The sequence below is a fragment of the Streptomyces sp. SID5910 genome (genome assembly GCF_009862125.1).
Lineage (GTDB): Bacteria > Actinomycetota > Actinomycetes > Streptomycetales > Streptomycetaceae > Streptomyces.
In genome coordinates, this window is sequence record NZ_WWHX01000589.1 from 1 (window position 1) to 23,195 (window position 23,195).

27 protein-coding genes and 4 tRNA genes are annotated in these 23,195 nt (G+C 71.8%); 23 read left to right on the forward strand and 8 right to left on the reverse strand.

Annotated elements, in window-relative coordinates:
- The 4 genes from GTW67_RS20620 to GTW67_RS20635 all read left to right on the forward strand — a co-directional run bounded on the left by GTW67_RS20620 (position 1) and on the right by GTW67_RS20635 (position 418).
- A tRNA-Glu gene (locus tag GTW67_RS20620) sits at positions 1–73 on the forward strand.
- Positions 74–135: 62 nt separating this feature from the next.
- Positions 136–208 (forward strand) — tRNA-Glu (locus tag GTW67_RS20625).
- 21 nt (positions 209–229) lie between these two features.
- Positions 230–301: transfer RNA gene (locus GTW67_RS20630), tRNA-Gln, on the forward strand.
- A 44-nt stretch (positions 302–345) separates the two neighbouring features.
- Positions 346–418 (forward strand) — tRNA-Glu (locus GTW67_RS20635).
- A 46-nt stretch (positions 419–464) separates the two neighbouring features.
- Here the strand turns inward: GTW67_RS20635 and GTW67_RS20640 are convergent.
- Positions 465–1,109, reverse strand: a complete 645-nt coding sequence (locus GTW67_RS20640; RefSeq protein WP_161166284.1) for a MerR family transcriptional regulator — start codon at positions 1,107–1,109, stop codon at positions 465–467.
- A gap of 81 nt (positions 1,110–1,190) precedes the next feature.
- Here GTW67_RS20640 and GTW67_RS20645 point away from each other — a divergent pair, with 81 nt between their 5' ends.
- Positions 1,191–1,748, forward strand: a complete 558-nt coding sequence (locus tag GTW67_RS20645; RefSeq protein WP_161166285.1) for a DUF4188 domain-containing protein — start codon at positions 1,191–1,193, stop codon at positions 1,746–1,748.
- Between the two features lie 74 nt (positions 1,749–1,822).
- On the opposite strand, the gene ndgR is transcribed toward GTW67_RS20645, so the two are convergent.
- A complete protein-coding gene (gene ndgR / locus GTW67_RS20650; RefSeq protein ID WP_053137572.1) occupies positions 1,823–2,539 on the reverse strand; it encodes an IclR family transcriptional regulator NdgR in 717 nt (238 codons plus the stop codon).
- Between the two features lie 196 nt (positions 2,540–2,735).
- Between ndgR and leuC the strand changes: the two genes are divergently transcribed.
- From leuC to GTW67_RS20670, 4 genes are all read left to right on the forward strand, one after another.
- Positions 2,736–4,163, forward strand: coding sequence for a 3-isopropylmalate dehydratase large subunit (leuC, locus tag GTW67_RS20655; RefSeq protein ID WP_161166286.1), 1,428 nt, complete (start codon positions 2,736–2,738; stop codon positions 4,161–4,163).
- Between the two features lie 5 nt (positions 4,164–4,168).
- The gene (gene leuD / locus GTW67_RS20660) at positions 4,169–4,762 is read left to right on the forward strand and encodes a 3-isopropylmalate dehydratase small subunit (protein ID WP_161166287.1); all 594 of its coding nucleotides are present in this window, start codon (positions 4,169–4,171) and stop codon (positions 4,760–4,762) included.
- Between the two features lie 274 nt (positions 4,763–5,036).
- Positions 5,037–5,267 (forward strand): SCO5555 family protein, encoded by a 231-nt coding sequence (locus GTW67_RS20665; RefSeq protein ID WP_161166288.1) that lies wholly within the window; start codon positions 5,037–5,039, stop codon positions 5,265–5,267.
- 136 nt (positions 5,268–5,403) lie between these two features.
- The gene (locus GTW67_RS20670; protein ID WP_161166289.1) at positions 5,404–6,063 is read left to right on the forward strand and encodes an HU family DNA-binding protein; all 660 of its coding nucleotides are present in this window, start codon (positions 5,404–5,406) and stop codon (positions 6,061–6,063) included.
- A gap of 92 nt (positions 6,064–6,155) precedes the next feature.
- Here GTW67_RS20670 and GTW67_RS20675 read toward each other — a convergent pair whose 3' ends face one another.
- Positions 6,156–6,359: a hypothetical protein gene (locus GTW67_RS20675; RefSeq protein WP_161166290.1), complete on the reverse strand. Its 204-nt coding sequence runs from the start codon at positions 6,357–6,359 to the stop codon at positions 6,156–6,158.
- A gap of 9 nt (positions 6,360–6,368) precedes the next feature.
- Positions 6,369–7,007, reverse strand: coding sequence for a 2-phospho-L-lactate guanylyltransferase (gene cofC, locus GTW67_RS20680; protein ID WP_161166291.1), 639 nt, complete (start codon positions 7,005–7,007; stop codon positions 6,369–6,371).
- 143 nt (positions 7,008–7,150) lie between these two features.
- On the opposite strand from cofC, the gene GTW67_RS20685 reads away from it, so the two are divergent.
- The 3 genes from GTW67_RS20685 (at position 7,151) to GTW67_RS20695 (ending at position 10,189) form a co-directional block, all read left to right on the forward strand.
- Positions 7,151–7,933, forward strand: a complete 783-nt coding sequence (locus tag GTW67_RS20685; RefSeq protein WP_161166292.1) for a 1-acyl-sn-glycerol-3-phosphate acyltransferase — start codon at positions 7,151–7,153, stop codon at positions 7,931–7,933.
- On the forward strand, positions 7,930–8,940 hold the full coding sequence (locus GTW67_RS20690) for an NAD(P)H-dependent glycerol-3-phosphate dehydrogenase (RefSeq protein WP_161166293.1): 1,011 nt from the start codon (positions 7,930–7,932) through the stop codon (positions 8,938–8,940). Before GTW67_RS20685 ends, GTW67_RS20690 begins: the two co-directional genes overlap by 4 nt.
- Before the next feature lie 91 nt (positions 8,941–9,031).
- On the forward strand, positions 9,032–10,189 hold the full coding sequence (locus GTW67_RS20695; protein ID WP_161166294.1) for a D-alanine--D-alanine ligase family protein: 1,158 nt from the start codon (positions 9,032–9,034) through the stop codon (positions 10,187–10,189).
- A 28-nt stretch (positions 10,190–10,217) separates the two neighbouring features.
- Here GTW67_RS20695 and GTW67_RS20700 read toward each other — a convergent pair whose 3' ends face one another.
- The gene (locus GTW67_RS20700; protein ID WP_161166295.1) at positions 10,218–10,700 is read right to left on the reverse strand and encodes a DUF3515 family protein; all 483 of its coding nucleotides are present in this window, start codon (positions 10,698–10,700) and stop codon (positions 10,218–10,220) included.
- A 20-nt stretch (positions 10,701–10,720) separates the two neighbouring features.
- Complete coding sequence (locus tag GTW67_RS20705; RefSeq protein WP_019328745.1) at positions 10,721–10,954, reverse strand: Lrp/AsnC family transcriptional regulator; 234 nt, start codon at positions 10,952–10,954, stop codon at positions 10,721–10,723.
- Between the two features lie 232 nt (positions 10,955–11,186).
- Between GTW67_RS20705 and GTW67_RS20710 the strand changes: the two genes are divergently transcribed.
- Both GTW67_RS20710 and thiD read left to right on the forward strand, forming a co-directional pair.
- The gene (locus tag GTW67_RS20710; RefSeq protein WP_161166296.1) at positions 11,187–12,155 is read left to right on the forward strand and encodes a thiamine-phosphate kinase; all 969 of its coding nucleotides are present in this window, start codon (positions 11,187–11,189) and stop codon (positions 12,153–12,155) included.
- On the forward strand, positions 12,152–12,955 hold the full coding sequence (gene thiD / locus GTW67_RS20715) for a bifunctional hydroxymethylpyrimidine kinase/phosphomethylpyrimidine kinase (RefSeq protein WP_161166297.1): 804 nt from the start codon (positions 12,152–12,154) through the stop codon (positions 12,953–12,955). Before GTW67_RS20710 ends, thiD begins: the two co-directional genes overlap by 4 nt.
- Positions 12,956–13,110: 155 nt before the next feature.
- Here the strand turns inward: thiD and rpmB are convergent, their stop codons facing one another.
- Positions 13,111–13,296 carry a 50S ribosomal protein L28 gene (gene rpmB, locus GTW67_RS20720; protein WP_003993230.1) on the reverse strand — a complete coding sequence of 62 codons (186 nt, stop codon included), beginning with the start codon at positions 13,294–13,296 and terminating at the stop codon, positions 13,111–13,113.
- Positions 13,297–13,559: 263 nt separating this feature from the next.
- On the opposite strand from rpmB, the gene fakA reads away from it, so the two are divergent.
- From fakA to mutM, 9 genes are all read left to right on the forward strand, one after another.
- Positions 13,560–15,323 (forward strand): fatty acid kinase ATP-binding subunit FakA, encoded by a 1,764-nt coding sequence (fakA, locus tag GTW67_RS20725; RefSeq protein WP_161166298.1) that lies wholly within the window; start codon positions 13,560–13,562, stop codon positions 15,321–15,323.
- A gap of 49 nt (positions 15,324–15,372) precedes the next feature.
- Complete coding sequence (recG, locus tag GTW67_RS20730; RefSeq protein ID WP_161166299.1) at positions 15,373–17,583, forward strand: ATP-dependent DNA helicase RecG; 2,211 nt, start codon at positions 15,373–15,375, stop codon at positions 17,581–17,583.
- A gap of 56 nt (positions 17,584–17,639) precedes the next feature.
- Positions 17,640–18,227 carry a 16S rRNA (guanine(966)-N(2))-methyltransferase RsmD gene (rsmD, locus tag GTW67_RS20735; RefSeq protein WP_161166300.1) on the forward strand — a complete coding sequence of 196 codons (588 nt, stop codon included), beginning with the start codon at positions 17,640–17,642 and terminating at the stop codon, positions 18,225–18,227.
- A gap of 26 nt (positions 18,228–18,253) precedes the next feature.
- The gene (gene coaD / locus GTW67_RS20740) at positions 18,254–18,733 is read left to right on the forward strand and encodes a pantetheine-phosphate adenylyltransferase (RefSeq protein ID WP_318216347.1); all 480 of its coding nucleotides are present in this window, start codon (positions 18,254–18,256) and stop codon (positions 18,731–18,733) included.
- Between the two features lie 132 nt (positions 18,734–18,865).
- Entirely contained in the window at positions 18,866–19,978 is a 1,113-nt protein-coding gene (locus tag GTW67_RS20745; RefSeq protein WP_161166302.1) for a cell division initiation protein, read from the forward strand.
- A 144-nt stretch (positions 19,979–20,122) separates the two neighbouring features.
- The gene (locus tag GTW67_RS20750; protein WP_161166303.1) at positions 20,123–20,767 is read left to right on the forward strand and encodes a YceD family protein; all 645 of its coding nucleotides are present in this window, start codon (positions 20,123–20,125) and stop codon (positions 20,765–20,767) included.
- A 2-nt stretch (positions 20,768–20,769) separates the two neighbouring features.
- Positions 20,770–20,943 carry a 50S ribosomal protein L32 gene (gene rpmF, locus GTW67_RS20755; protein ID WP_003951102.1) on the forward strand — a complete coding sequence of 58 codons (174 nt, stop codon included), beginning with the start codon at positions 20,770–20,772 and terminating at the stop codon, positions 20,941–20,943.
- A gap of 7 nt (positions 20,944–20,950) precedes the next feature.
- Positions 20,951–21,781 carry a ribonuclease III gene (rnc, locus tag GTW67_RS20760; RefSeq protein ID WP_346010702.1) on the forward strand — a complete coding sequence of 277 codons (831 nt, stop codon included), beginning with the start codon at positions 20,951–20,953 and terminating at the stop codon, positions 21,779–21,781.
- A gap of 80 nt (positions 21,782–21,861) precedes the next feature.
- Positions 21,862–22,722, forward strand: coding sequence for a bifunctional DNA-formamidopyrimidine glycosylase/DNA-(apurinic or apyrimidinic site) lyase (gene mutM / locus GTW67_RS20765; RefSeq protein WP_161166305.1), 861 nt, complete (start codon positions 21,862–21,864; stop codon positions 22,720–22,722).
- Here the strand turns inward: mutM and GTW67_RS20770 are convergent.
- A complete protein-coding gene (locus GTW67_RS20770; RefSeq protein ID WP_161166306.1) occupies positions 22,695–23,111 on the reverse strand; it encodes a winged helix-turn-helix transcriptional regulator in 417 nt (138 codons plus the stop codon). The two genes, mutM and GTW67_RS20770, sit on opposite strands and share 28 nt — an antisense overlap.
- Positions 23,112–23,195 lie beyond the last annotated feature (84 nt).

The window sequence follows — 23,195 nt, forward strand, 5'->3', positions numbered from 1 at the left end:
GCCCCCGTTGTGTAGCGGCCTAGCACGCCGCCCTCTCAAGGCGGTAGCGCCGGTTCGAATCCGGTCGGGGGTACAGATCCTTCCCGCGAGGACGGTCAGGGTAGCTCCCGCCGACCACGATGCAGGATCGCTAGGGCCCCCGTTGTGTAGCGGCCTAGCACGCCGCCCTCTCAAGGCGGTAGCGCCGGTTCGAATCCGGTCGGGGGTACTGACTGGTCTAAACCATCATTGGTCTATGGTGTAATTGGCAGCACGACTGATTCTGGTTCAGTTAGTCTTGGTTCGAGTCCAGGTAGACCAGCTCGGACCTGCGGCGGAGTAGTATTCAACGCTCGCAGGGTCCACGCCCCCGTTGTGTAGCGGCCTAGCACGCCGCCCTCTCAAGGCGGTAGCGCCGGTTCGAATCCGGTCGGGGGTACGAGTCCCAAGGGGGCTCCCGCTCAGGCGGGAGCCCCCTTCGGCGTTCACTCGATGCCGTACCTGCGGGCCGACTCCTCCTCCTGCGCCAGCCGGTGCAGCGCCCGCAGCACGGGCTGGAAGAGCACCGCCGCCGCGACCGCCAGCTCGACCTTCTCCTCCTCCGAGCCCCGGCTCTCCATGAAGTCCAGGTCCCGCCGGGCCACCTCGTGCATCAACTCCCCGTACGGCGCCATCAGTTCCGCGTCCCACGGATAGTCCAGCCGCCGCAGCGCGGCCACCGCCACCACCAGCGAACGGTGCACGGGGGAGAGGGAGGCCAGTTCCCGGGCGGTCTCCCAGCCCAGCATTTCCAGCAGCCGGTCCACCTCCGCCCGGGCCGCCACCACTGCCGGATCCGCCTCGTCCGGCTCCGGGTCCTGCGGCAGCGCCCACAGGGCCGCCCCCAGCCGGACCGTGCGGCCCAGGGAGTCGTCGTCGACGTGCCCGAGCACCTCCCGCGCGGTCGCCACCGGCACCTTGCCCACCTGGATCAGCGCCCGCACCAGACGCAGTCTGCGCAGATGCTCCTCGCCGTACTCGGCCGTCGTCGCGTTGACCTGCCGGCCCGGCGGCAACAGGCCCTCGCGCAGGTAGTACTTGATCGTCGCGGTGGAGACCCCGCTGCGCTTGCTCAGATCGGCCAGTCGCATCCCTTGCGCCCTTCATCGGATACCGGCACTATCCAAACACGGGGCACTGGAGAGTGCCGCTCACCAATACGGGGAGGCGTCATGCCCGGCCAGTCCGTCACCGCGGGCCGCACCACCGCCGCCGCCGAGGGGGACGTGACCGTCCTGCTGATCGGCATGAGGATCAACCACTTCTGGGCGGTCCATCACTGGCTGCCGGTCTTCCTGGCGATGCCCCGCATGCTCCGGGAGCTCGGGAAGAACCCGGACCGGGGACTGCTCGGACACGTCCTGCTGACGGCCTCGCCGCGCACGTACTACGTCGTCCAGTACTGGGAGTCCAAGGAGAAGCTCTACCGCTACGCGCACTCGCCCGACATGTTCCACCACCGGGCCTGGGCGATCATCAACCGCAAGGAGCGGGCGGGGAAGGTGCGGGGGCACGTGGGGCTGTGGCACGAGGCGTACGTCGTGCCCGAGGGGGCGTACGAGGCGATCTACGCCGACATGCCGGCCTTCGGGCTCGCGGCGGCCCACGGGCAGGTGCCGCTCGACAAGCGGGGCCGCCGTGCGCGGGACCGGTTCGCGTACCGGTCGGGGGAGAAGGCGGCCCGCGGGGAGGCCGCATCGAAGGGGGAGGCCGCCTCCAAGGAGGCGTGAGACCGGGACAGGGCCCGCCGCGGCGTTGAGGCGGGCCCTGTCCCGGTCGAGTACGAGAAAGAAGAGGGGGGCCGTCAGCCGGTGCGGCGCAGCGCCTCGGAGAGGCGGCCGGCGGCGTCGATGATCGCCTGGGCGTGCATCCGGCCCGGGTGGCGGGTCAGGCGCTCGATGGGGCCGGAGACCGAGACGGCGGCCACCACGCGGTTGGAGGGGCCGCGCACCGGAGCGGAGACGGACGCCACGCCGGGCTCCCGCTCGCCGATGGACTGGGCCCAGCCCCGGCGGCGCACCCCGGACAGGGCGGTCGCCGTGAAGCGGGCGCCCTGGAGGCCCCGGTGAAGACGCTCCGGCTCCTCCCAGGCCATCAGGATCTGCGCCGAGGAGCCGGCCTTCATGGTGAGCGTGGAGCCGACCGGGACGGTGTCCCGCAGGCCGGACAGACGCTCGGCCGCGGCCACGCAGATGCGCATGTCACCCTGGCGGCGATAGAGCTGGGCGCTCTCTCCCGTGACGTCGCGGAGGTGGGTGAGCACCGGGCCCGCCGTGGCGAGCAGGCGGTCCTCGCCGGCCGCCGCGGCCAGCTCGGCCAGGCGCGGCCCGAGAATGAAACGGCCCTGCATGTCGCGCGCCACCATACGGTGGTGTTCCAGCGCCACGGCCAGGCGGTGGGCCGTGGGTCGTGCCAGTCCGGTCGCCGCGACCAACCCCGCGAGGGTGGCCGGACCGGACTCCAGAGCGCTCAGGACGAGGGCCGCCTTGTCCAGAACGCCGACGCCGCTACTGTTGTCCATGCAACGATACTCCCGTCTCACTCTGTGAAACGCAAGTTCAATTTTCCGTGGAACCCGCCACTCTTGAAGGCACGAAGTCACAAACGGCCCGTGACGAAAGGGCCTGGCGGCGGTTGCCCGGAATCAGGGGTGAGGGCGCTGCCTCCTCAAGATCTCTAGTTGGGTCGGTGCGTTGTCGCCGGCCGGAGGGAAAGCGATGGGTAGGACACTCGCGGAGAAGGTCTGGGACGACCACGTCGTCCGGCGCGCCGAGGGCGAGCCCGACCTCCTCTTCATCGATCTGCACCTGCTGCACGAGGTGACCAGCCCGCAGGCCTTCGACGGCCTCCGCAAGAGCGGCCGCCAGGTGCGCCGGCTCGACCTGACCATCGCCACCGAGGACCACAACACCCCGACGCTCGACATCGACAAGCCCATCGCGGACCCGGTCTCCCGGGCCCAGCTGGAGACGCTGCGCAAGAACTGCGCCGAGTTCGGCGTCCGGCTGCACCCGCTGGGCGACGTCGAGCAGGGCGTCGTGCACGTCGTCGGCCCGCAGCTCGGTCTGACCCAGCCCGGCACCACCGTGGTCTGCGGTGACTCGCACACCTCCACGCACGGCGCCTTCGGTGCGCTGGCGTTCGGCATCGGCACCTCGCAGGTCGAGCATGTGCTGGCCACCCAGACGCTGCCGATGTCCCGCCCCAAGACCATGGCGATCACCGTCAACGGCGAGCTGCCCGACGGTGTCACGGCCAAGGACCTGATCCTCGCGATCATCGCGAAGATCGGCACCGGCGGCGGCCAGGGCTATGTCCTGGAGTACCGCGGCGAGGCCATCGAGAAGCTCTCGATGGAGGCCCGCATGACCATCTGCAACATGTCGATCGAGGCCGGCGCCCGCGCGGGCATGATCGCCCCCGACGAGACCACCTTCGCCTACCTCCAGGGCCGCCCGCACGCCCCCGAGGGCGCCGACTGGGACGCGGCCGTCGCGTACTGGAAGACGCTGCGCACCGACGACGACGCCGAGTTCGACGCCGAGGTCGTCATCGAGGCCGCCGAGCTGTCGCCGTTCGTCACCTGGGGCACCAACCCGGGCCAGGGCGCACCGCTTTCCGCCGAGGTCCCCGACCCGGCCTCGTACGAAGACGCCTCGGAGCGCTTCGCCGCCGAAAAGGCCCTGGAGTACATGGGGTTGGCGGCCGGACAGCCGCTGCGCTCCATCAAGGTGGACACCGTCTTCGTAGGTTCCTGCACCAACGGCCGCATCGAGGACCTGCGCGCCGCCGCCGAGATCGTCCGGGACCGCAAAGTCGCCGACGGCGTACGGATGCTGGTCGTCCCCGGCTCCGCGCGGGTGGGCCTCCAGGCCGTCTCCGAGGGCCTGGACGTGGTCTTCAAGGAGGCCGGCGCCGAGTGGCGGCACGCGGGCTGCTCGATGTGCCTGGGCATGAACCCGGACCAGCTCGCCCCCGGTGAGCGTTCCGCGTCCACGTCCAACCGCAACTTCGAGGGACGGCAGGGCAAGGGCGGCCGCACCCACCTGGTGTCGCCGCAGGTCGCGGCCGCGACGGCCGTGCTGGGCCACCTGGCCTCCCCGGCCGACCTGTCCGCCGACGCCCCCACGCCCGCTGGAGTCTGAGAGTCATGGAAGCATTCACCACCCACACCGGCCGGGCCGTCCCGCTGCGCCGCAGCAACGTCGACACCGACCAGATCATCCCCGCCCACTGGCTCAAGAAGGTGACGCGGGACGGCTTCGAGGACGGGCTGTTCGAGGCCTGGCGCAAGGACTCGTCCTTCATCCTCAACCAGCCCGAGCGGCAGGGCGCGACCGTCCTGGTCGCCGGTCCCGACTTCGGCACCGGCTCGTCCCGCGAACACGCCGTCTGGGCGCTCCAGAACTACGGCTTCAAGACCGTGATCTCGTCCCGCTTCGCCGACATCTTCCGCGGCAACTCGCTGAAGAACGGCCTGCTCACGGTGGTCATCGACCAGAAGATCGTGGACGCGCTGTGGGAGCTCACGGAGAACGACCCGCAGGCCGAGATCACCGTCGACCTGGAGGCCCGCGAGGTCCGTGCCGAGGGCGTCACCGCCTCCTTCGAGCTGGACGAGAACTCCCGCTGGCGGCTGCTGAACGGGCTGGACGACATCTCGATCACCCTCCAGAGCGAGGCCGACATCGCCGCCTACGAGGCGAAGCGCCCGTCGTACAAGCCGCAGACGCTCCAGGTCTGACCCGCGGCCCCCGCGGCCGCGCACAAGGTCGAGTTTCGGCCACTCAACATCCCCCTCCGTACCCCCGATCAGCCCGATCGGGGGTACGGCCGTGTCTGGGCCCGGACCGTGTTCCGGGCTGCCCGTGAGGGGCTCAACTTCCCACGTTAAGGCTGTGATTGGCGGGGTACACGCGTTGTGGAACCCCGCGCTCCGCGGGGGCCCCGGAGGCCGTTCGGGGCGGCAGTTGCCCCCTGCGCAGGCGACAACTCGCCCCAGATGGCACAATCTGTGCATGGAACACGACGGCCAACTCGAGCTCTATGCGGCGGTCGCGGTCCGGCTCAAGGAAGCGCACACAAGAGTGCGCGCACTGCAAGTCCCGGAGGGCGTACGGATGGCGCTGACCCGGAAGCTGCTGGTCATTACGGCCGCGGCCAAACACGATCTCGCCGGTGCGGCAAGGCGTCTGGACCGGTTCACCGCGGACCTCGACGAGGGTCGATTCCCCGACGAGGAACGCTGAACAGGCCGAGATCACCGAGTCCGTTGCGGCACAAGGGTGATTAGCCCGTTTCGTGTTTGATTTGCGGTATATATCTGCCTAACGTGCGAAAAGGCTTGAACACATTCGTTCTGGCGATGTCTCCGAAGGGGAAGACGTGAACAAGGCGCAGCTCGTAGAAGCGATTGCCGACAAGCTGGGCGGCAGGCAGCAGGCCGCCGACGCTGTCGACGCGGTCCTGGACGCCCTCGTCCGTGCGGTGGTCGCGGGGGACCGGGTTTCGGTCACTGGCTTCGGTTCCTTCGAGAAGGTCGACCGTCCGGCCCGCTACGCCCGCAACCCCCAGACGGGCGAGCGGGTTCGGGTCAAGAAGACCTCGGTGCCGCGCTTCCGCGCGGGCCAGGGCTTCAAGGACCTGGTGAGCGGCTCGAAGAAGCTCCCGAAGAACGACATCGCGGTCAAGAAGGCCCCCAAGGGCAGCCTGTCCGGCCCGCCGCCCACCATCTCCAAGGCCGCGGGCAAGAAGGCCGCCGCCAAGAAGGCGACCGGCGCGGCGAAGAAGGCCACGGGCGCGGCGAAGAAGACCAGCGCGGCGGCGAAGAAGACGACCGCCAAGAAGACCGCCGGCGCGGCCAAGACGGCGACGGCGAAGAAGGCCCCGGCCAAGAAGTCCGCCGCCAAGAGCACCACGGCCGCGGCCAAGAAGACGGCGGCCAAGAAGGCGCCCGCGAAGAAGGCGACGGCCACGAAGGCCCCCGCCAAGAAGTCGACCGCCCGCAAGACCACCGCCAAGAAGGCCACCGCCCGCAAGAAGTAACGGGCGACGGGGTACAGGGGCACTCACGCGCCGGGCCGGACTCCCTCGGGAGTCCGGCCCGCGGCGTGTCCGGGCGTCCGGCGCCCGGCCGGTCAGAACGTGTAGAGCGTCACCAGCGTGATCCGGCGGTCCGCGCCCGTCCCCTCGGTCTCGACGCGCACCCGCTGCCCGGGCCGCAGCAGCCTGAGGCCGCCCGCGTCGAACGCCGCCGCGTCGAAGGGCACCGGAGTGCCGTCGTCGAGCAGTACCTGCCCGCTGCGGCTGTCGGGGTCGTACGTGTACGCGGTCGCCTGCATGCCCGCAGCCTACTGCCCGGCGATCAGCAACCGCGCCGCCACCGCGGCCGTATGAGGGCCCACCCCCAGCGCCAGCGCGGTCCGCAGGTCGTCGCCGGTGTCGACGTCCTGCCGTACGGAATCGACCGCGTCGAGACGCAGTTCCACCGCGCCGGACGCGTGGTGGCGGGAGCGGGAATCCGGGCCGAATGCGGGGGCCAATTCACGGCCCGGAGCGGCCGTCAGCAGGGTCGTTCCGATTCCCGCCGCATCCGGGAGAAAAGCACGCCGGAATTGCGCGGCCGAGCCCAGTACCCGCGTCAATTCCGCCGGCCGCAAAGCGGGAAGATCGGCATTCAGCGCGGCCACCGGGCTTTCGGGGCGGGCCGCCCGTACGGCCGCCGCCCCGTGCGCCAGAGCGGCGTTCAGGCCGCCGCCCGGCTCGTCCGGAACGACCCGGGCGCCCAGGTTCGCCAGCGCGCGGCCGGCCCGTACGTCGTCCGTGACGACTGCCACATCGGCTACCGCCGGGCAGGCCAGCGCGGCCGCCACGGTGTCCTGCGCGAACGCCAGCGCGAGGCCCGGCCGCACCCCGTCGTCCGCGGTGTCGGCCAGTCTGCTCTTGGCCCGGGCGAGGGTCTTCACGGGCACGACCAAGGTCCACTGCACGGGCGTTCCGTCCTTCTCTCGTCGCCGCCATTGTCACCTGGGGGATCTGGCGGTTCACTCGCCGGAGCGTACGGTGTTCTCGACAGACGCGCGGCCCGGGGCGACACTTGTGCGGCCCCAGGCCCTGGAGGAAAGGTGTCCGCGTGCCCCGCCGCAGAATCGGCTTCTGGTACCGCTTGGCCGCGGTGATCTGCAAACCGCCGCTGGTGGTTCTGATCAAGCGGGACTGGCGGGGAATGGAGAACATGCCGGCCGACGGCGGATTCATCACCGCCGTGAACCACAATTCGCACGTCGACCCCTTCGCGTACGCGCACTACCAGTACAACACCGGGCGCGTGCCGCGATTCCTCGCGAAGAGCGGCCTTTTCCGGAAGGGCTTCGTCGGCGCCGCGATGCGCGGCACCGGGCAGATCCCGGTCTACCGCGAGAGCACGGACGCGCTCAGCGCCTTCCGGGCCGCGATCGACGCCGTGGAGCGCGGCGAGTGCGTCGCCTTCTATCCCGAGGGCACCCTCACCCGCGACCCCGACGGCTGGCCGATGACCGCCAAGACCGGTGCCGCGCGCGTCGCCCTCCAGACCAAGTGCCCGGTGATCCCGGTCGCCCAGTGGGGCTGCAACGAACTGCTGCCCCCCTATGCCAAGAAGCCCGACCTGCTGCCGCGCAAGACGCACCGCGTGCTGGCGGGACCGCCGGTCGACCTGTCGCGCTTCTACGACCAGGAGATGACCGCGGAGCTGCTGAAGGAGGCCACGGAGGTCATCATGGCCGCCGTCACCCGCCAGCTGGAGGAGATCCGCGGCGAGAAGGCACCCGACACCCCCTACGACCCGCGCCGCGAGCGGATCGAGCAGCGGCGCCGGACCCAGGCACAGGCGGCACGGACACCGCAGGGCAAGCAGGCAGAAGGGCAGGGCACGTGAGCAAGCCCGTCAAGGCGGCCGTCTTCGGCACCGGGTCGTGGGGCACCGCCTTCGGTATGGTCCTCGCCGACGCCGGCTGCGACGTGACCCTGTGGGGGCGCCGCGCCGAACTCGCCGACGCCGTCAACTCCACCCGCACCAACCCGGACTACCTGCCCGGCGTCGAACTCCCCGAGAACCTGCGGGCCACCACGGACGCCGCCGAGGCCGCCCGCGACGCCGACTTCACCGTCCTCGCGGTCCCCTCGCAGACCCTGCGCGCCAACCTCGCCGACTGGACGCCCCTGCTGGCGCCGGGCACCGTGCTGGTGTCGCTGATGAAGGGCGTCGAACTCGGCTCCGCGATGCGGATGAGCGAGGTCGTCGAGGACGTCGCCAAGGTCGGCGCCGAGCGCATCGCCGTCGTCACCGGCCCCAACCTGGCCCGGGAGATCGCCGCCCGCATGCCGGCCGCCGCCGTGGTCGCCTGCCCCGACGAGGCCGTCGCCCAGCGGCTCCAGGCCGCCTGCCACACCCCGTACTTCCGCCCGTACACCAACACCGACGTCGTCGGCTGCGAGCTGGGCGGCGCCGTGAAGAACGTGATCGGGCTGGCCGTCGGCATCGCGGACGGCATGGGCCTCGGCGACAACGCCAAGGGGTCGCTCATCACCCGCGGCCTCGCCGAGACCACGCGGCTCGGCATGGCCCTCGGCGCCGACCCGCTGACCTTCTCCGGACTCGCCGGCCTCGGCGACCTGGTGGCGACCTGCTCCTCCCCGCTGTCCCGCAACCACACCTTCGGCACCAACCTCGGCCGGGGCATGACCCTGGAGGAGACCGTCGCGGTCACCAAGCAGACCGCCGAGGGCGTCAAGTCCTGCGAGTCGGTGCTGGATCTGGCCCGCCGGCACGGCGTCGACATGCCGATCACCGAGACGGTCGTCGCGATCGTGCACGAGGGCAAGCCTCCGGTGGTCGCGGTCAAGGAGCTGATGTCGCGCAGCGCGAAGCCCGAACGACGCTGAGCGACGCCGCACCGGCACCCGGGTGCCGGTGCGCCACGCGGCCCCGCCGACGCTGTCTCGTGGCCCTACGGGCGGGTACTCTCAACGCGATATGAGCACCGAGAACCTCCCCCAGAGCCCCGAGCAGCCGCAGCGCAAGCCGCGTGTGGCCGTCGTGTTCGGCGGGCGCAGCTCCGAACACGGGATCTCCGTGGTCACCGCCGGCGCCGTCCTCGCGGCCATCGACCGGACGAAGTACGACGTCCTGCCGATCGGCATCACCCAGGACGGCCGCTGGGCGCTCACCGCCGACGAGCCGGAGCGCATGGCGATCACCGAACGGCGCACCCCGAGCGTCGACCAGCTCGCCGAGTCGACCGAGGGCGCCGTGGTGCTCCCCGTCGACCCCGCCAACCGCGAAGTCGTCTACAGCGAACCCGGCTCCGTGCCCAAGGCGCTGGGCGAGGTCGACGTCGTCTTCCCCGTGCTGCACGGCCCCTACGGCGAGGACGGCACCCTCCAGGGCCTGCTGGAGCTGTCCGGCGTGCCGTACGTCGGCTCGGGCGTGCTCGCCTCGGCCGTCGGCCAGGACAAGGAGTACATGAAGGCGGTGTTCGCCTCCTACGGGCTGAAGGTCGGCCCGTACGTGGTGATCCGGCCCCGCGAGTGGGAGCAGGACCGTTCCGGCGCCCGCGCGAGGATCGTGGACTTCGCCGGCGAACACGGCTGGCCGCTGTTCGTGAAGCCCGCCCGCGCGGGTTCCTCGATCGGCATCACCAAGGTCGACGACCCCGCGGGGCTCGACGAGGCGATCGAGGAGGCCCGCCGCCACGACCCGAAGATCCTGATCGAGGCGACCCTGCGCGGCCGCGAGATCGAGTGCGGGGTGCTGGAGTTCGAGGACGGGCCCCGGGCGTCCGTGCCCGCCGAGATCCCGCCGCCCTCCGCGCACGCGTACTACGACTTCGAGGCCAAGTACATCGACTCCACGCCCGGTGTCGTGCCCGCGCCGCTGACGCCCGAGGAGACCGCCGAGGTCCAGCGGCTGGCCGTCGGGGCGTTCGACGCCGCGTCCTGCGAGGGGCTGGTGCGCGCGGACTTCTTCCTCACCGAGGACGGCGAGTTCGTGATCAACGAGATCAACACGATGCCCGGCTTCACGCCGATCTCCATGTACCCGAAGATGTGGGAGGCGACCGGCGTCGGCTACGCGGAGCTGGTGGACCGGCTGGTCCAGGCGGCGCTGCGGCGGTCCACGGGTCTGCGCTGACCCACGCCGGATCCCGCCGTCCCGGATGTCAGGAGGCGATCCCCTCGGGGATCGCCTTCTTCACTGCGGGCGCGAGGTCGACCAGGGGCGCCATCCCGCGCCCGGCCCGGTCCTCGGGGATGGTCACCTCGACGTACGCCTCGCGCAGCGTCGAGGTGAACCGGAACGCCCCGTTCTGCTGTTTCTGGAGCTGCCAGCCCACGCCGTCGACCTCGACGCCGTCGGCCTCCGGATCGTTCATCTCCGCGGGCCGCTCCACCCCGCAGCGCAGTATGATCAGCGGGTTTCCCCAGCCCGCCGTCAGTGCGGAGGCGGGCTCGGGATCCTCACGGTTCAGGCCGTCCACCGTCGACGGCAGCGCCTTGTCCAGGTTCTGACACAGCTTGGTGACCTTCGCGTCCGGGCTGGGAACCGCCGCCGGCACGCTGTCGTCTGCTGAGGAGCAGCCTGCGGCGGCGATCAACAACGCGAGAGCGGGCAGGCGGAGGCGCCGGTGACGGTAGGAGTGCACCGGCCCAGCGTAGACGGGGGCTAGAGATGGACGACCGGGCAGGTCAGGGTGCGGGTGATGCCGTCCACCTGCTGGACCTTGGCGACCACCATGCGGCCCAGCTCGTCGACGGTGTCGGACTGGGCGCGGACAATGACGTCGTAGGGTCCCGTCACGTCCTCGGCCTGGATCACGCCAGGGATCTTGCTGATCGTCTCGGCGACGGTCGACGCCTTGCCGACCTCCGTCTGGATCAGGATGTACGCCTGTACCACGAAACCTCCAGAGCGGCCACGAGGATCATGTGGGGAAAAGGAACGCCACGGTATCGCGTCGTCGCTCCTCGCGGGGAGACCCGCGGGCCGCGGAGCCCGCGCGCCGGGGTGTCGTGATGACGCGAGTTGACGGTCATGCCGACCGTGGCGACGGCCATTTCGACCGTAACCAGGACAGAGACGGCACGCGACCGGGCACGGACAGGGACAGGGACAGAAGGGGAGTAAGGCCATGAAGGGCACTGTTGGTGAGCTCGGTGAGTTCGGGCTCATCAGGGAGCTCACCTCCCGTCTCACCTCCACCCCGGCGGTCCGGGTCGGCCCCGGCGACGACGCCGCGGTGGTCGCCGCGCCCGACCGCCGGGTGGTGGCCAGCACCGACATCCTCGTCGAGGGGCGGCACTTCCGGCGCGACTGGTCCACCGCGTACGACGTGGGCCGCAAGGCGGCGGCGCAGAACCTCGCCGACATCGCCGCGATGGGCGCCGTGCCCACCGCGCTGCTGCTCGGCCTGGTCGTGCCCGCCGAACTCCCGGTGACCTGGCCCACCGAGCTGATGGACGGACTGCGCGACGAGTGCCAGGTCGCCGGCGCCTCCGTGGTCGGCGGCGACGTCGTGCGCGGCGACACCATCACCGTGTCCATCACCGCCCTCGGCGACCTGCGCAACCAGGAGCCCGTCACCCGGGGCGGCGCCCAGCCCGGCGACCTCGTCGCGGTGACCGGCTGGCTCGGCTGGTCCGCGGCCGGCTTCGCCGTGCTCTCCCGCGGCTTCCGCTCGCCGCGCGCCTTCGTCGAGGCCCACCGCCGCCCCGAACCGCCGTACCACGCGGGCCCGGCCGCCGCGGGGCTCGGCGCCACCGCCATGTGCGACGTCAGCGACGGACTGATCGCCGACCTGGGCCACATCGCGGAGGCCAGCAAGGTGAGGATCGACATCCGCTCCGGGCAGATCGACATCCCGTCCCAGATGAACGACATCGGCCAGGCCGTCGGCGTCGACCCGATGCAGTGGGTGCTCACCGGGGGAGAGGACCACGCGATCGTGGCGACCTTCCCGCCGGACGTGAAGCTGCCCGCCCGCTGGAAGGTGATCGGCGAGGTCCTCAACCCCTCGGCGCTGCCCCAGGTGACCGTCGACGGGGCGCCCTGGACCAGCAAGGGCGGCTGGGACCACTTCGGCGGGGAGGTCGAGGCATGAGGCCGCCCCTGGTCCTCACCGTGGCCGGCTCCGACTCCGGCGGCGGCGCCGGCATCCAGGCCGACCTGAAGACGATGCTCGCCCTGGGCACGCACGGCATGAGCGTGCTCACCGCCGTCACCGCGCAGAACTCCCTCGGCGTCCAGGGCGCCTGGGAGCTGCCCGTGGAGGCGGTCCGGGCCCAGTACCGCAGCGTCGTCGACGACATCGGCGTGCAGGCCGTCAAGACCGGCATGCTGTCCTCGGCGGAACTGGTCGAGACGGTCGCCGAGTTGATCGGCGGCACCGACGCCCCGGCCGTCGTCGACCCGGTCGGCGTCTCCAAGCACGGCGACCCGCTGCTCGCCGCCTCCGCCCTGGACTCCGTACGCACCAAACTGCTGCCGGTCGCCACCGTCGCCACGCCCAACCTCGACGAGGTCGCGCAACTCACCGGCGTGCGCGTCGAGTCCGACACCGACCTGCGCCGGGCCGCCGCCGCCGTCCTGGAGTACGGCCCGCGCTGGGTGCTGATCAAGGGCGGGCATCTGTCCGGCGACGCCGTGGACCTGCTCACGGACGGTTCCGAGGAGCACTGGCTGCGCGCCCCGCGCCTCGACAACCGGCACACGCACGGCACGGGCTGCACCCTCGCCTCGGCCGTGGCCTGCGGCCTGGCCAAGGGGCGGTCGGTGCCGGAGGCCGTGACGGCCGCCAAGGAGTACGTCACCGGCGCGATCGCGGCCGGGTTCGCGCTCGGCGGCGGCATCGGCCCCGTGGACCACGGCTGGGAGTTCCGGCGGGACACGCCCTCGGCATGACGCCGGGGGACCTCCCCGCTACGCCGGCCGTCGGCGGAAGGCGGCCGGCTTTTGCCGTTCCCCGAAGTGTCCGGGGACGGCAAAAAGCCGGCCCACCGAAGTGGACCGGCTCAGTGCAGCGGACCGGGCAGTGGCCGCGCGCTCAGCTGGACGCGTCAGCGCGAGACCTTGCCGGCCTTGATGCACGAGGTGCAAGCGTTCACGCGCTTCGGCGTCCCGCCGACCACGGTACGCACACGCTGGATGTTGGGGTTCCAGCGACGGGACGTACGGCGGTGCGAGTGCGAGATGTTGTTGCCGAAGCCCGGCCCCTTGCCACAGACGTCGCAGTTGGCAGCCACGGGTCACTCCAAAGACTTCAGATGCACTTACGGTTGATCCCGGCATGCCGGGACAGGATCTCGAGCGCGAACGGTCCGTGATCTGAGTGGCGGTGCCAGGGGGAGAGCCCGATCGGATCGGGCAACCGGAGCAGCATACAACGGCTGCTCCCGCACAACGAAACTACCATGGCGGTTCAGCGGCCCGCCCCCGGCCCACTTCCGGTGGGCACCCTCGCGGGGTCTACGCTGCCTGCCACGTCCAGCAGCTCAAGGAGGCGCAGGTGGCGCAGGTGCCGCAGAGGTTCTTCGACGCTCTGGCGGTACGCACCTGGTGCGGCCTGTCGCTGCGCGCGCTCGGACGGGCGCGCGAGGAGATCGACGCGATCAACGTCTATCCGGTCGCGGACGGGGACACCGGCACCAACCTCTATCTGACCGTCGAGTCCGCCGCGGCCGCCGTGGAGGCGGTGTTCGCGGCGCACGAGGTCGGCCGGGGCCCCGCCGGACGGCACACCGACCCCGCAGCCGTCGGACCCACGCTGGCCGAGGCCGTCGGCGCCATGGCGCACGGCGCGCTGATCGGCGCCCGCGGCAACTCCGGAACCATCCTGGCCCAGCTGCTGCGCGGCCTGGCCCAGGTGCTCGGCGAACAGGGTGAGCACGCTCACACCGACGGCCCCGGCCTGCGGCTGGCCCTGCGGCACGCGGCCGACTCCGCCCGGCAGGCCGTGGCCCACCCGGTCGAGGGCACCGTCCTCACGGTCGCCTCGGCCGCCGCCGACGCGGCGGAAGGAGCGGGGGACGACTGCGCGGCCGTGGCCCACGCCGCCTACGAGGGCGCCCGCACCGCACTCGCCGCGACCCCCGGACAGCTGCCGGTCCTGGAGCGCGCCGGAGTGGTGGACGCCGGGGGACACGGCCTGGTGACCGTGCTGGCCGCCCTGGTCGAGACGTTCACCGGGCGGACGCCGGCGGCGGGAACGGGGTGGGTGCCGGCGGCGGGAACCGGGCGGGTGCCGGCCGCGGGGGCGGTGGCCGTGCCGCACGCGCGCGGGGAGGACGGCGAGCCGGGGACCGCCGGGGACTGCGCCGTGGCGGACGGCCCCGGGGACTCCGTGGACGGCCCCGCCTTCGAGGTGATCTACCTCCTGGAGGCCGAGGACGCCGCCGTGGCGCGGCTGCGGCAGCGCCTCGACGCCCTCGGGGACTCCCTCGTCGTGGTCGGCGGCGACGGACTGTGGAACGTCCACGTGCACGTCGACGACGCCGGTGCCGCCGTGGAGGCGGGCGTCGAGGCCGGCCGGCCCTACCGGATCCGGATCACCCACTTCGGGCACGGCGACGTCCACACCACCGGCGCCGAGCGCCCGCCGCGCGAACGGGCCCAGCGCGCCGTGGTCGCCGTCGTGCCCGGCGAGGGCCTGGCCGGGCTCTACGGCGAGGCCGGCGCCACCACGGTGCTCGGGCGCCCGGGGGAACCGCCCGCGAGCGGGGAACTCGTCCAGGCCGTACGCCGGGCGCACGCGCGCGAGGTCGTGCTGCTGCCCAACGACGCCGAGCTGCGCCACACCGCCGCCGCGGCCGCCGAGCAGGCCCGCGCCGAAGGCGTCCGCGTCGCGCTGATCCCGACCCGCTCCGCCGTCCAGGGCATCGCCGCGCTCGCCGTGCACGAGCCCGAGCGGCGCTTCGACGAGGACGTCGTGGCGATGACCTCGGCGGCCGGCGCCACCCGCTACGCCGAGGTCACCGTCGCCGAGCACCGGTCCTGGACGACGGCCGGCATCTGCCAGGCCGGTGACGTCCTCGGCCTCATCGACGGGGACGTCGCCGTGATCGGCGCGGACGTCACGGCCGTCGCCGGGACCGTCCTGGACCGCATGCTCTCGGCCGGCGGCGAACTGGTCACGCTGGTCCTCGGCGACGAGGCTCCCGAGCCCCTCGCCGACACCCTGGAGGCACGGGTCCGCGAGGCCTACCTCGCCGTCGACACGGTCGTCTACCGGGGCGGCCGGCAGGGCTCGCTGCTCCTGATCGGCGTCGAGTAACGCCGACCGACCGGCGGGGTGGACGGCATTGTCAGTGGCGTGGTGTGCAATGGATCTCGTGCCCGCACTGCGAGAACCCCTGAAGAAGGTGCTCGGCCCCGCCACCGCCAAGGTGATGGCCGAGCACCTCGGCCTGCACACCGTCGGCGACCTCCTCCACCACTACCCCCGCAGATACGAGGAGCGCGGCCAGCTCACCCACCTCGCCGACCTCCCCATGGACGAGCACGTCACGGTGGTCGCCCAGGTCGCGGACGCCCGCCTGCACACCTTCGCCTCCGCCAAGGCGCCGCGCGGCAAGGGGCAGCGCCTCGAAGTGACCATCACCGACGGCAGCGGCCGCCTCCAGCTGGTCTTCTTCGGCAACGGCGTCCACAAGCCCCACAAGGAACTCCTGCCGGGCACGCGGGCGATGTTCGCGGGCAAGGTCTCCGTCTTCAACCGCCGGCTGCAACTGGCCCACCCGGCGTACGAGTTGCTGCGCGGCGACCCCGAGGGCGAGGAGACCGTCGAATCCTGGGCGGGCGCCCTCATCCCGCTCTACCCGGCCACCGCCAAGCTGGAGTCCTGGAAGCTCGCCAAGGCCATCCAGACGGTCCTGCCCAGCGCCCAGGAGGCCGTCGACCCCCTCCCGGACTCCCTGCGCGAGGGCCGCGGCCTGGTCTCCCTGCCCGAGGCCCTCCTGAAGATCCACCGCCCGCACACCAAGGCGGACATCGAGGACGCCCGCGCCCGCCTGAAGTGGGACGAGGCCTTCGTCCTCCAGGTCGCCCTGGCCCGCCGCCGCCACGCCGAGACCCAACTCCCCGCCGTCCCACGGAAACCGAAGCCGGACGGCCTCCTCACCGCCTTCGACGACCGCCTCCCCTTCACCCTCACCGACGGCCAGCAGAAGGTCTCCCGAGAGATCTTCGACGACCTCGCCACCGACCACCCGATGCACCGGCTGCTCCAGGGCGAGGTCGGAAGCGGGAAAACCTTGGTCGCCCTGCGCGCCATGCTCGCCGTCGTGGACGCGGGCGGGCAGGCCGTGATGCTGGCGCCCACCGAGGTGCTTGCCCAGCAGCACCACCGGTCGGTCGTGGAGATGATGGGCGACCTGGCCGAGGGAGGCATGCTGGGCGGCACCGAGCACGCCACCAAGGTCGTCCTGCTCACCGGCTCGATGGGCGCCGCCGCCCGCCGCCACGCCCTGCTCGACCTGGCCACCGGCGAGGCCGGCGTCGTCATCGGCACCCACGCGCTGATCGAGGACAAGGTGCAGTTCCACGACCTCGGCCTGGTCGTCGTCGACGAACAGCACCGCTTCGGCGTCGAGCAGCGCGACGCCCTGCGCGGCAAGGGCAAGCAGCCCCCGCACCTGCTCGTCATGACCGCCACGCCCATCCCGCGCACCGTCGCCATGACCGTCTTCGGCGACCTGGAGACCTCCGTCCTGGACCAGCTCCCGGCCGGCCGCTCACCGATCGCCAGCCATGTCGTCCCGGCCGCCGACAAGCCGCACTTCCTGGCGCGCGCCTGGGACCGGGTCCGCGAGGAGGTCGAGGGCGGCCACCAGGCGTACGTCGTCTGCCCGCGCATCGGCGACGAGGAGGACGGCCCGAAGAAGAAGGCCGGGCAGGCCCCCGAGGGCGACGACGGCAAGCGTCCTCCGCTCGCCGTCCTCGACGTCGCCGAGCAGCTCGCGAAGGGCCCCCTCCAGGGCCTCAAGGTCGAGGTCCTGCACGGCCGTATGCCGCCCGACGACAAGGACGCGGTCATGCGCCGCTTCGCCGCAGGGGAGACCGACGTCCTGGTCGCCACCACCGTCATCGAGGTCGGGGTGAACGTCCCCAACGCCACCGCGATGGTGATCATGGACGCCGACCGCTTCGGCGTCTCCCAGCTCCACCAGCTGCGCGGCCGCGTAGGGCGCGGCTCCGCACCCGGCCTGTGCCTGCTGGTCACCGAGATGCCCGAGGCGAGCGCGGCCCGCCAGCGGCTGAACGCCGTCGCCGGCACCCTCGACGGTTTCGAGCTCTCCCGCATCGACCTCGAACAGCGCCGCGAGGGCGACGTCCTCGGCCAGGCCCAGTCCGGCGCCCGCACCTCCCTGCGCGTCCTCGCCGTCATCGAGGACGAGGAGATCATCGCCGAGGCCCGGGAGGAGGCGGCCGCGGTGGTCGCCGCCGACCCGGAGCTGACCGGCCTGCCCGGCCTGCGCACGGCCCTGGACGCCCTCGTGGACGAGGAGAGGGAGCAGTACCTGGAAAAGGGCTGACAGACTGGGGACCGGACACCGTCCGCCCGCTCGAGCACACCGACAAGGACACAGAGATGACCCGCGTGATCGCCGGCAAGGCCGGCGGACGTCGCCTAGCCGTCCCGCAGGGAGGCCGCACGCGCCCCACCTCCGACCGTGCGCGCGAGGGCCTCTTCTCCACCTGGCAGTCCCTGCTCGGCGGCCCCCTCGACGGCGAACGGGTCCTCGACCTGTACGCCGGATCCGGCGCCGTCGGCCTGGAGGCGCTCTCCCGCGGCGCGGGACACGTCCTGCTCGTCGAGGCCGACGCCCGCGCCGCCCGCACCGTCCGGGACAACGCCAGATCCCTCGGCCTGCCCGGTGCCGAGGTCAGGGCGGGCAAAGCGGAACAGATCATCCGCACCCCGGCCCCGGCCGAGCCGTACGGCATCGTCTTCCTGGACCCGCCCTACGCGGTCTCCGACGACGATCTTCGGGAGATCCTGCTCACACTCCGTACGCAGGGGTGGCTCACCGGGGAAGCGCTGGTCACCGTGGAGCGCAGCACCAGAGGCGGCGAATTCGGCTGGCCCGACGGCTTCGAGGCGATCCGGTCCCGTCGTTACGGCGAGGGAACGTTTTGGTACGGTCGCGCCGCCTCAACGTGCGAAGACGCACGATGACCGGACCGGAGAGCGAGGGAACTCAAGTGCGCCGCGCCGTCTGTCCCGGGTCGTTCGACCCCATCACCAACGGACATCTCGACATCATCGCCCGGGCCTCCAGCCTCTACGACGAGGTCTACGTCGCCGTGATGATCAACCAGGCCAAGAAGGGCCTGTTCGAGATCGAGGAGCGGATCGACCTCATCGGCCAGGTCACCGCCGAGTACGGGAACGTGCGCGTGGAGTCCTTCCACGGCCTCCTCGTCGACTTCTGCAAGCAGCGCGACATCCCGGCCATCGTGAAGGGCCTGCGCGCGGTCAGCGACTTCGACTACGAGCTCCAGATGGCCCAGATGAACAACGGCCTCTCCGGTGTGGAGACCCTCTTCATCCCCACCAACCCCACCTACAGCTTCCTGTCGTCCTCCCTGGTCAAGGAGGTCGCGACCTGGGGCGGCGACGTCGCCCACCTGGTGCCGCCGCTGGTCCTCGAAGCCCTGTCGGAGCGTCTGAAGCAGGACTGAGCACGCCCCCGCACGTGCCCCGGGCAGCCCCCGGAGACTGACATTCCGTCACCCGGTGTCCCCGCGACACCCCAGGGTCGTACAGTCGTCCCGTCCGTCTCCAACACAGCTGTAGAGAGTGGCGAGCACACGGTGGACGTGCAGAAGAAGCTCGACGAGATCACCGCGATGGTCTCCGGCGCCCGCGCCATGCCCATGTCGGCCTCGTGCGTGGTCAACCGCGCCGAGCTGCTCTCGATGCTGGAGGAGCTGCGCGCCGAGCTGCCCGGATCCCTCGCCCAGGCCCAGGAGCTGATCGGCGACCGCGAGCAGATGGTCGCCGAGGCCCGCCAGGAGGCCGAGCGGATCATCGAGAGCGCGCACGCCGAGCGCGGCTCCCTGATCGCCGGCACCGAGGTCGCCCGCCGCTCCCAGGCCGAGGCCGACCGGATCCTCGCCGAGGCCCGCCAGGAGGCCGAGGAGGTCCGCGCCGAGGCCGACGACTACGTCGACTCCAAGCTGGCCAACTTCGAGGTCGTCCTCACCAAGACCCTCGGCTCCGTCGGCCGCGGCCGCGAGAAGCTCCTCGGCACCGGACCCGGCCTCGACGAGAACGGCTACGAGGACGAGGACGCCCCCGAGCGCAGCCACGACCCCGAGACCCTGCGCCGCGACGCCGACACCTACGTCGACACCAAGCTCGGCGCCTTCGAGGCGGTCCTGGCCAAGACCCTGGACGCCGTCGGCCGCGGCCGCCAGAAGCTGCACGGCCGGATCGCCACCGACGACCTCGGCGCCCTCGCCGACGACCTCACCACCGTCCAGCACTCAAGCGACGCCGACTACCTCGCCGACCTCGCGGCCCTCTCGGAGGCCCCCGCCGCGCAGCCCCGGCAGCGGGAGTACGGCGAGCAGCAGCCGGCCGCGGCCCACGTACCGGCACAGGCCGTCCCGGAGATGCCGGCCCAGGACCCCGCGTACGGCTACGCGCCGCAGCAGCCCGATCCGTACGCCGGCTACCAGCAGACCTACGGCGGCCAGCAGGACGCGTACGGGTACCAGCAGGCGGATCCCTACGCCTACCAGGACGCCTACCAGGGCTACGACGCGCAGGGCTACGCCCAGGCCCAGCAGCCCGAGCAGCCGCAGCAGCCCCCGCAGCCGCCGCAGGCCCAGCCGGGGGCCCTCGACGAGACCAGCCTCTTCGACACCAGCATGATCAGCGCCGAGCAGCTCCGGGCCTACGAACAGGGCCGCGGGCTCTAGCCCGGCGCCGGCCCCCGGGGCCGGATTGGGCCGAGAGCGAATGGTCCAGTATCCTGGCTCTTCGGTCGCGCGTACGTCCGCGATCCACGCTGCCCGGGGACACCGCAGGGCGGCGTCCCCCAGCTCAGAAGATCGAAAGCAGGAATGGTTCTGAACGCCCGCCTCGACCACCGAAACCCTCTCGTGTTCGACACGCACGAGCTGGGACGGCGTCCTGGTGCGCTCCAGCGCCTGACCCGCACGATCGACGCTCCCCGGGACCTCGGTGTCGCGGGAGTCATCGGAGTGCCGGAAGGCGCCCCGCTGGAGCTCGAGCTCCGGCTCGAGTCGGTCTTGGAAGGGGTGCTCGTCACAGGCACCGCCCGTGCCAAGGCCGAGGGGGAGTGCGTAAGGTGTCTGGAGCCGCTGGAGCAGCAGCTCGAAGCGGACTTCCAGGAGATGTTCTCGTACCCTGACGCCGACGACCGGGGCCGCGTGAAGGCGGAGCCGGCCGACGACGCCGAGGAAGACGAGGACAGGCTCTTCGTCGAGGACGGTCTGATCGACCTCGAACCCGTGCTGCGTGATGCGGTGGTGCTCGCACTGCCGATGCAGCCGGTGTGCCAGGAAGACTGCCAGGGTCTGTGCTCCGAGTGCGGAGTGCGCCTGTCGGACGACCCGGACCACCACCATGACGCCGTCGACATCCGTTGGGCGGCTTTGCAGGGACTCGCCGGTTCACTCGAAGACGGCGAGAAGGACGAGATGAGCGGCGCCGAACCGGGCGTCGACGAGAAGCAGGAGAAGTAGCCGTGGCTGTTCCGAAGCGGAAGATGTCGCGCAGCAACACGCGCCACCGCCGGTCGCAGTGGAAGGCTGCGGTCCCCACCCTGGTTGCGTGCGAGCGCTGCCACGAGCCCAAGCAGCAGCACATCGCGTGCCCGTCTTGCGGCACTTACAACAAGCGCCAGGTCCTCGAGGTCTGAGCGGCTGGTGAGAGGCACTGTGTCAGTCCCCAAGAAGGCGGAAGACGCCAAGGCGGACCCTCCCGCCAAGAAGAAGGCGGACACTCAAGCCTCGTCCCACACGCTTCTGGAAGGGCGGCTCGGCTATCAGCTCGAGTCCGCCCTTCTGGTGCGTGCGCTGACCCACCGTTCCTACGCGTACGAGAACGGCGGCCTGCCGACGAACGAGCGGCTGGAGTTCCTCGGGGACTCCGTGCTCGGCCTCGTCGTCACGGACACGCTGTACCGCACCCACCCCGACCTGCCCGAAGGCCAGCTGGCCAAGCTGCGGGCCGCGGTGGTCAACTCGCGTGCGCTGGCACAGGTGGGCCGCGGGCTCGACCTCGGCTCCTTCATCCGGCTCGGCCGCGGTGAAGAGGGCACGGGCGGCCGGGACAAGGCGTCCATCCTCGCCGACACCCTCGAAGCGGTGATCGGCGCGGTCTATCTCGACCAGGGCCTCGACGCGGCCTCCGAACTGGTGCACCGCCTGTTCGACCCGCTGATCGAGAAGTCCTCCAACCTCGGTGCCGGCCTGGACTGGAAGACCAGCCTCCAGGAGCTCACCGCGACCGAAGGACTCGGCGTCCCCGAGTACCTGGTCACGGAGACCGGCCCGGACCACGAGAAGACCTTCACTGCTGCCGCCCGCGTCGGAGGCGTCTCGTACGGCACCGGCACCGGCCGCAGCAAGAAGGAGGCGGAGCAGCAGGCCGCGGAATCCGCGTGGCGGTCCATCCGGGCCGCGGCGGACGAGCGCGCCAAGGAGGCGGCGAACGCCGTCGACGCGGACACCGACGAGGCGTCCGCCTCCGCCTGACCCACCGCACGGCCCGAACGCCCGTCCCGCACCCCGGGGCGGGCGTTCGGCTCGTCCACCCGACCGTCCGAGGGGATGCCATGCCCGAGTTGCCCGAGGTGGAGGTCGTCCGGCGCGGACTGGAGCGCTGGGTCGCCCACCGCACCGTCGCCGACGCCGAGGTCCTGCACCCGCGTGCGGTACGCCGGCACATCGCCGGCGGCGACGACTTCGCCCAGCGGCTGAAGGGCCACCGCATCGGTGTGCCCAGCCGGCGCGGCAAGTACCTGTGGCTGCCGCTGGAGGACTCCGGTCAGGCGGTCCTCGCGCACCTCGGCATGAGCGGCCAGCTGCTGGTCCAGCCGCACGAGGCGCCGGCCGAGAAGCACCTGCGCATCCGCGTCCGCTTCGCCGACGCCCTCGGCACCGAGCTGCGCTTCGTCGACCAGCGCACCTTCGGCGGCCTGTCCCTGCACGACACCGGCCCCGACGGACTGCCCGACGTCATCGCGCACATCGCCCGCGACCCCCTCGACCCGCTCTTCGACGACGAGGCGTTCCACCAGGCGCTGCGCCGCAAGCGGACCACCGTCAAACGGGCCCTGCTCGACCAGTCCCTGATCAGCGGCGTCGGCAACATCTACGCGGACGAGGCGCTGTGGCGCTCCCGCCTGCACTACGAACGCCCGACCGCCACCCTCACCCGGCCCCGCACCGCCGAACTCCTCGGCCACGTCCGGGACGTCATGAACGCGGCGCTCGCCGTCGGCGGCACCAGCTTCGACAGCCTGTACGTCAACGTCAACGGGGAGTCCGGCTACTTCGACCGCTCGCTCGACGCCTACGGGCGCGAGGGCCTGCCCTGCCGCCGCTGCGCGACACCGATGCGCCGCCGGCCGTGGATGAACCGCTCCAGCTACTACTGCCCGAAGTGTCAGCGCCCGCCGCGCGCCGTGTCCTGATCCCGCGCGTCGTACCGCTCCCGTGAGGCGAGGACCTCGTCCATCCGGCCCTCCAGGCATTCGATGAGCGCGATCAGCCGCCCGGCCACCTCACGTCCCAGCGGGGTGAGTTCGTAGTCCACCCGGGGCGGATTGGTGGGCTGGGCCTCGCGGTGCACCAGACCGTCGCGCTCCAGCGCGTGCAGGGTCTGGGAGAGCATCTTCTCGCTGACGCCGTCGACCCGGCGGCGCAGTTCGTTGAACCGGAAGGAGCCCTCGGACAGCGCGCCGAGCGTCAGCGCGCCCCAGCGTCCCGTGACGTGCTCCAGGGTGCCGCGCGAGGGACAGGCCCGGGAGAACACGTCGAAGGCCAGCTCCGGATCCTCCGCGCGTTCCTGCGTCGTCGACATGTCTCCAGCGTACGTGAGCACAGCGCTGCCCCGCAGGGCGCGCCGACCGCCGGACAGTGCCCGGGGAGCCTCGCTCAGTAGCCA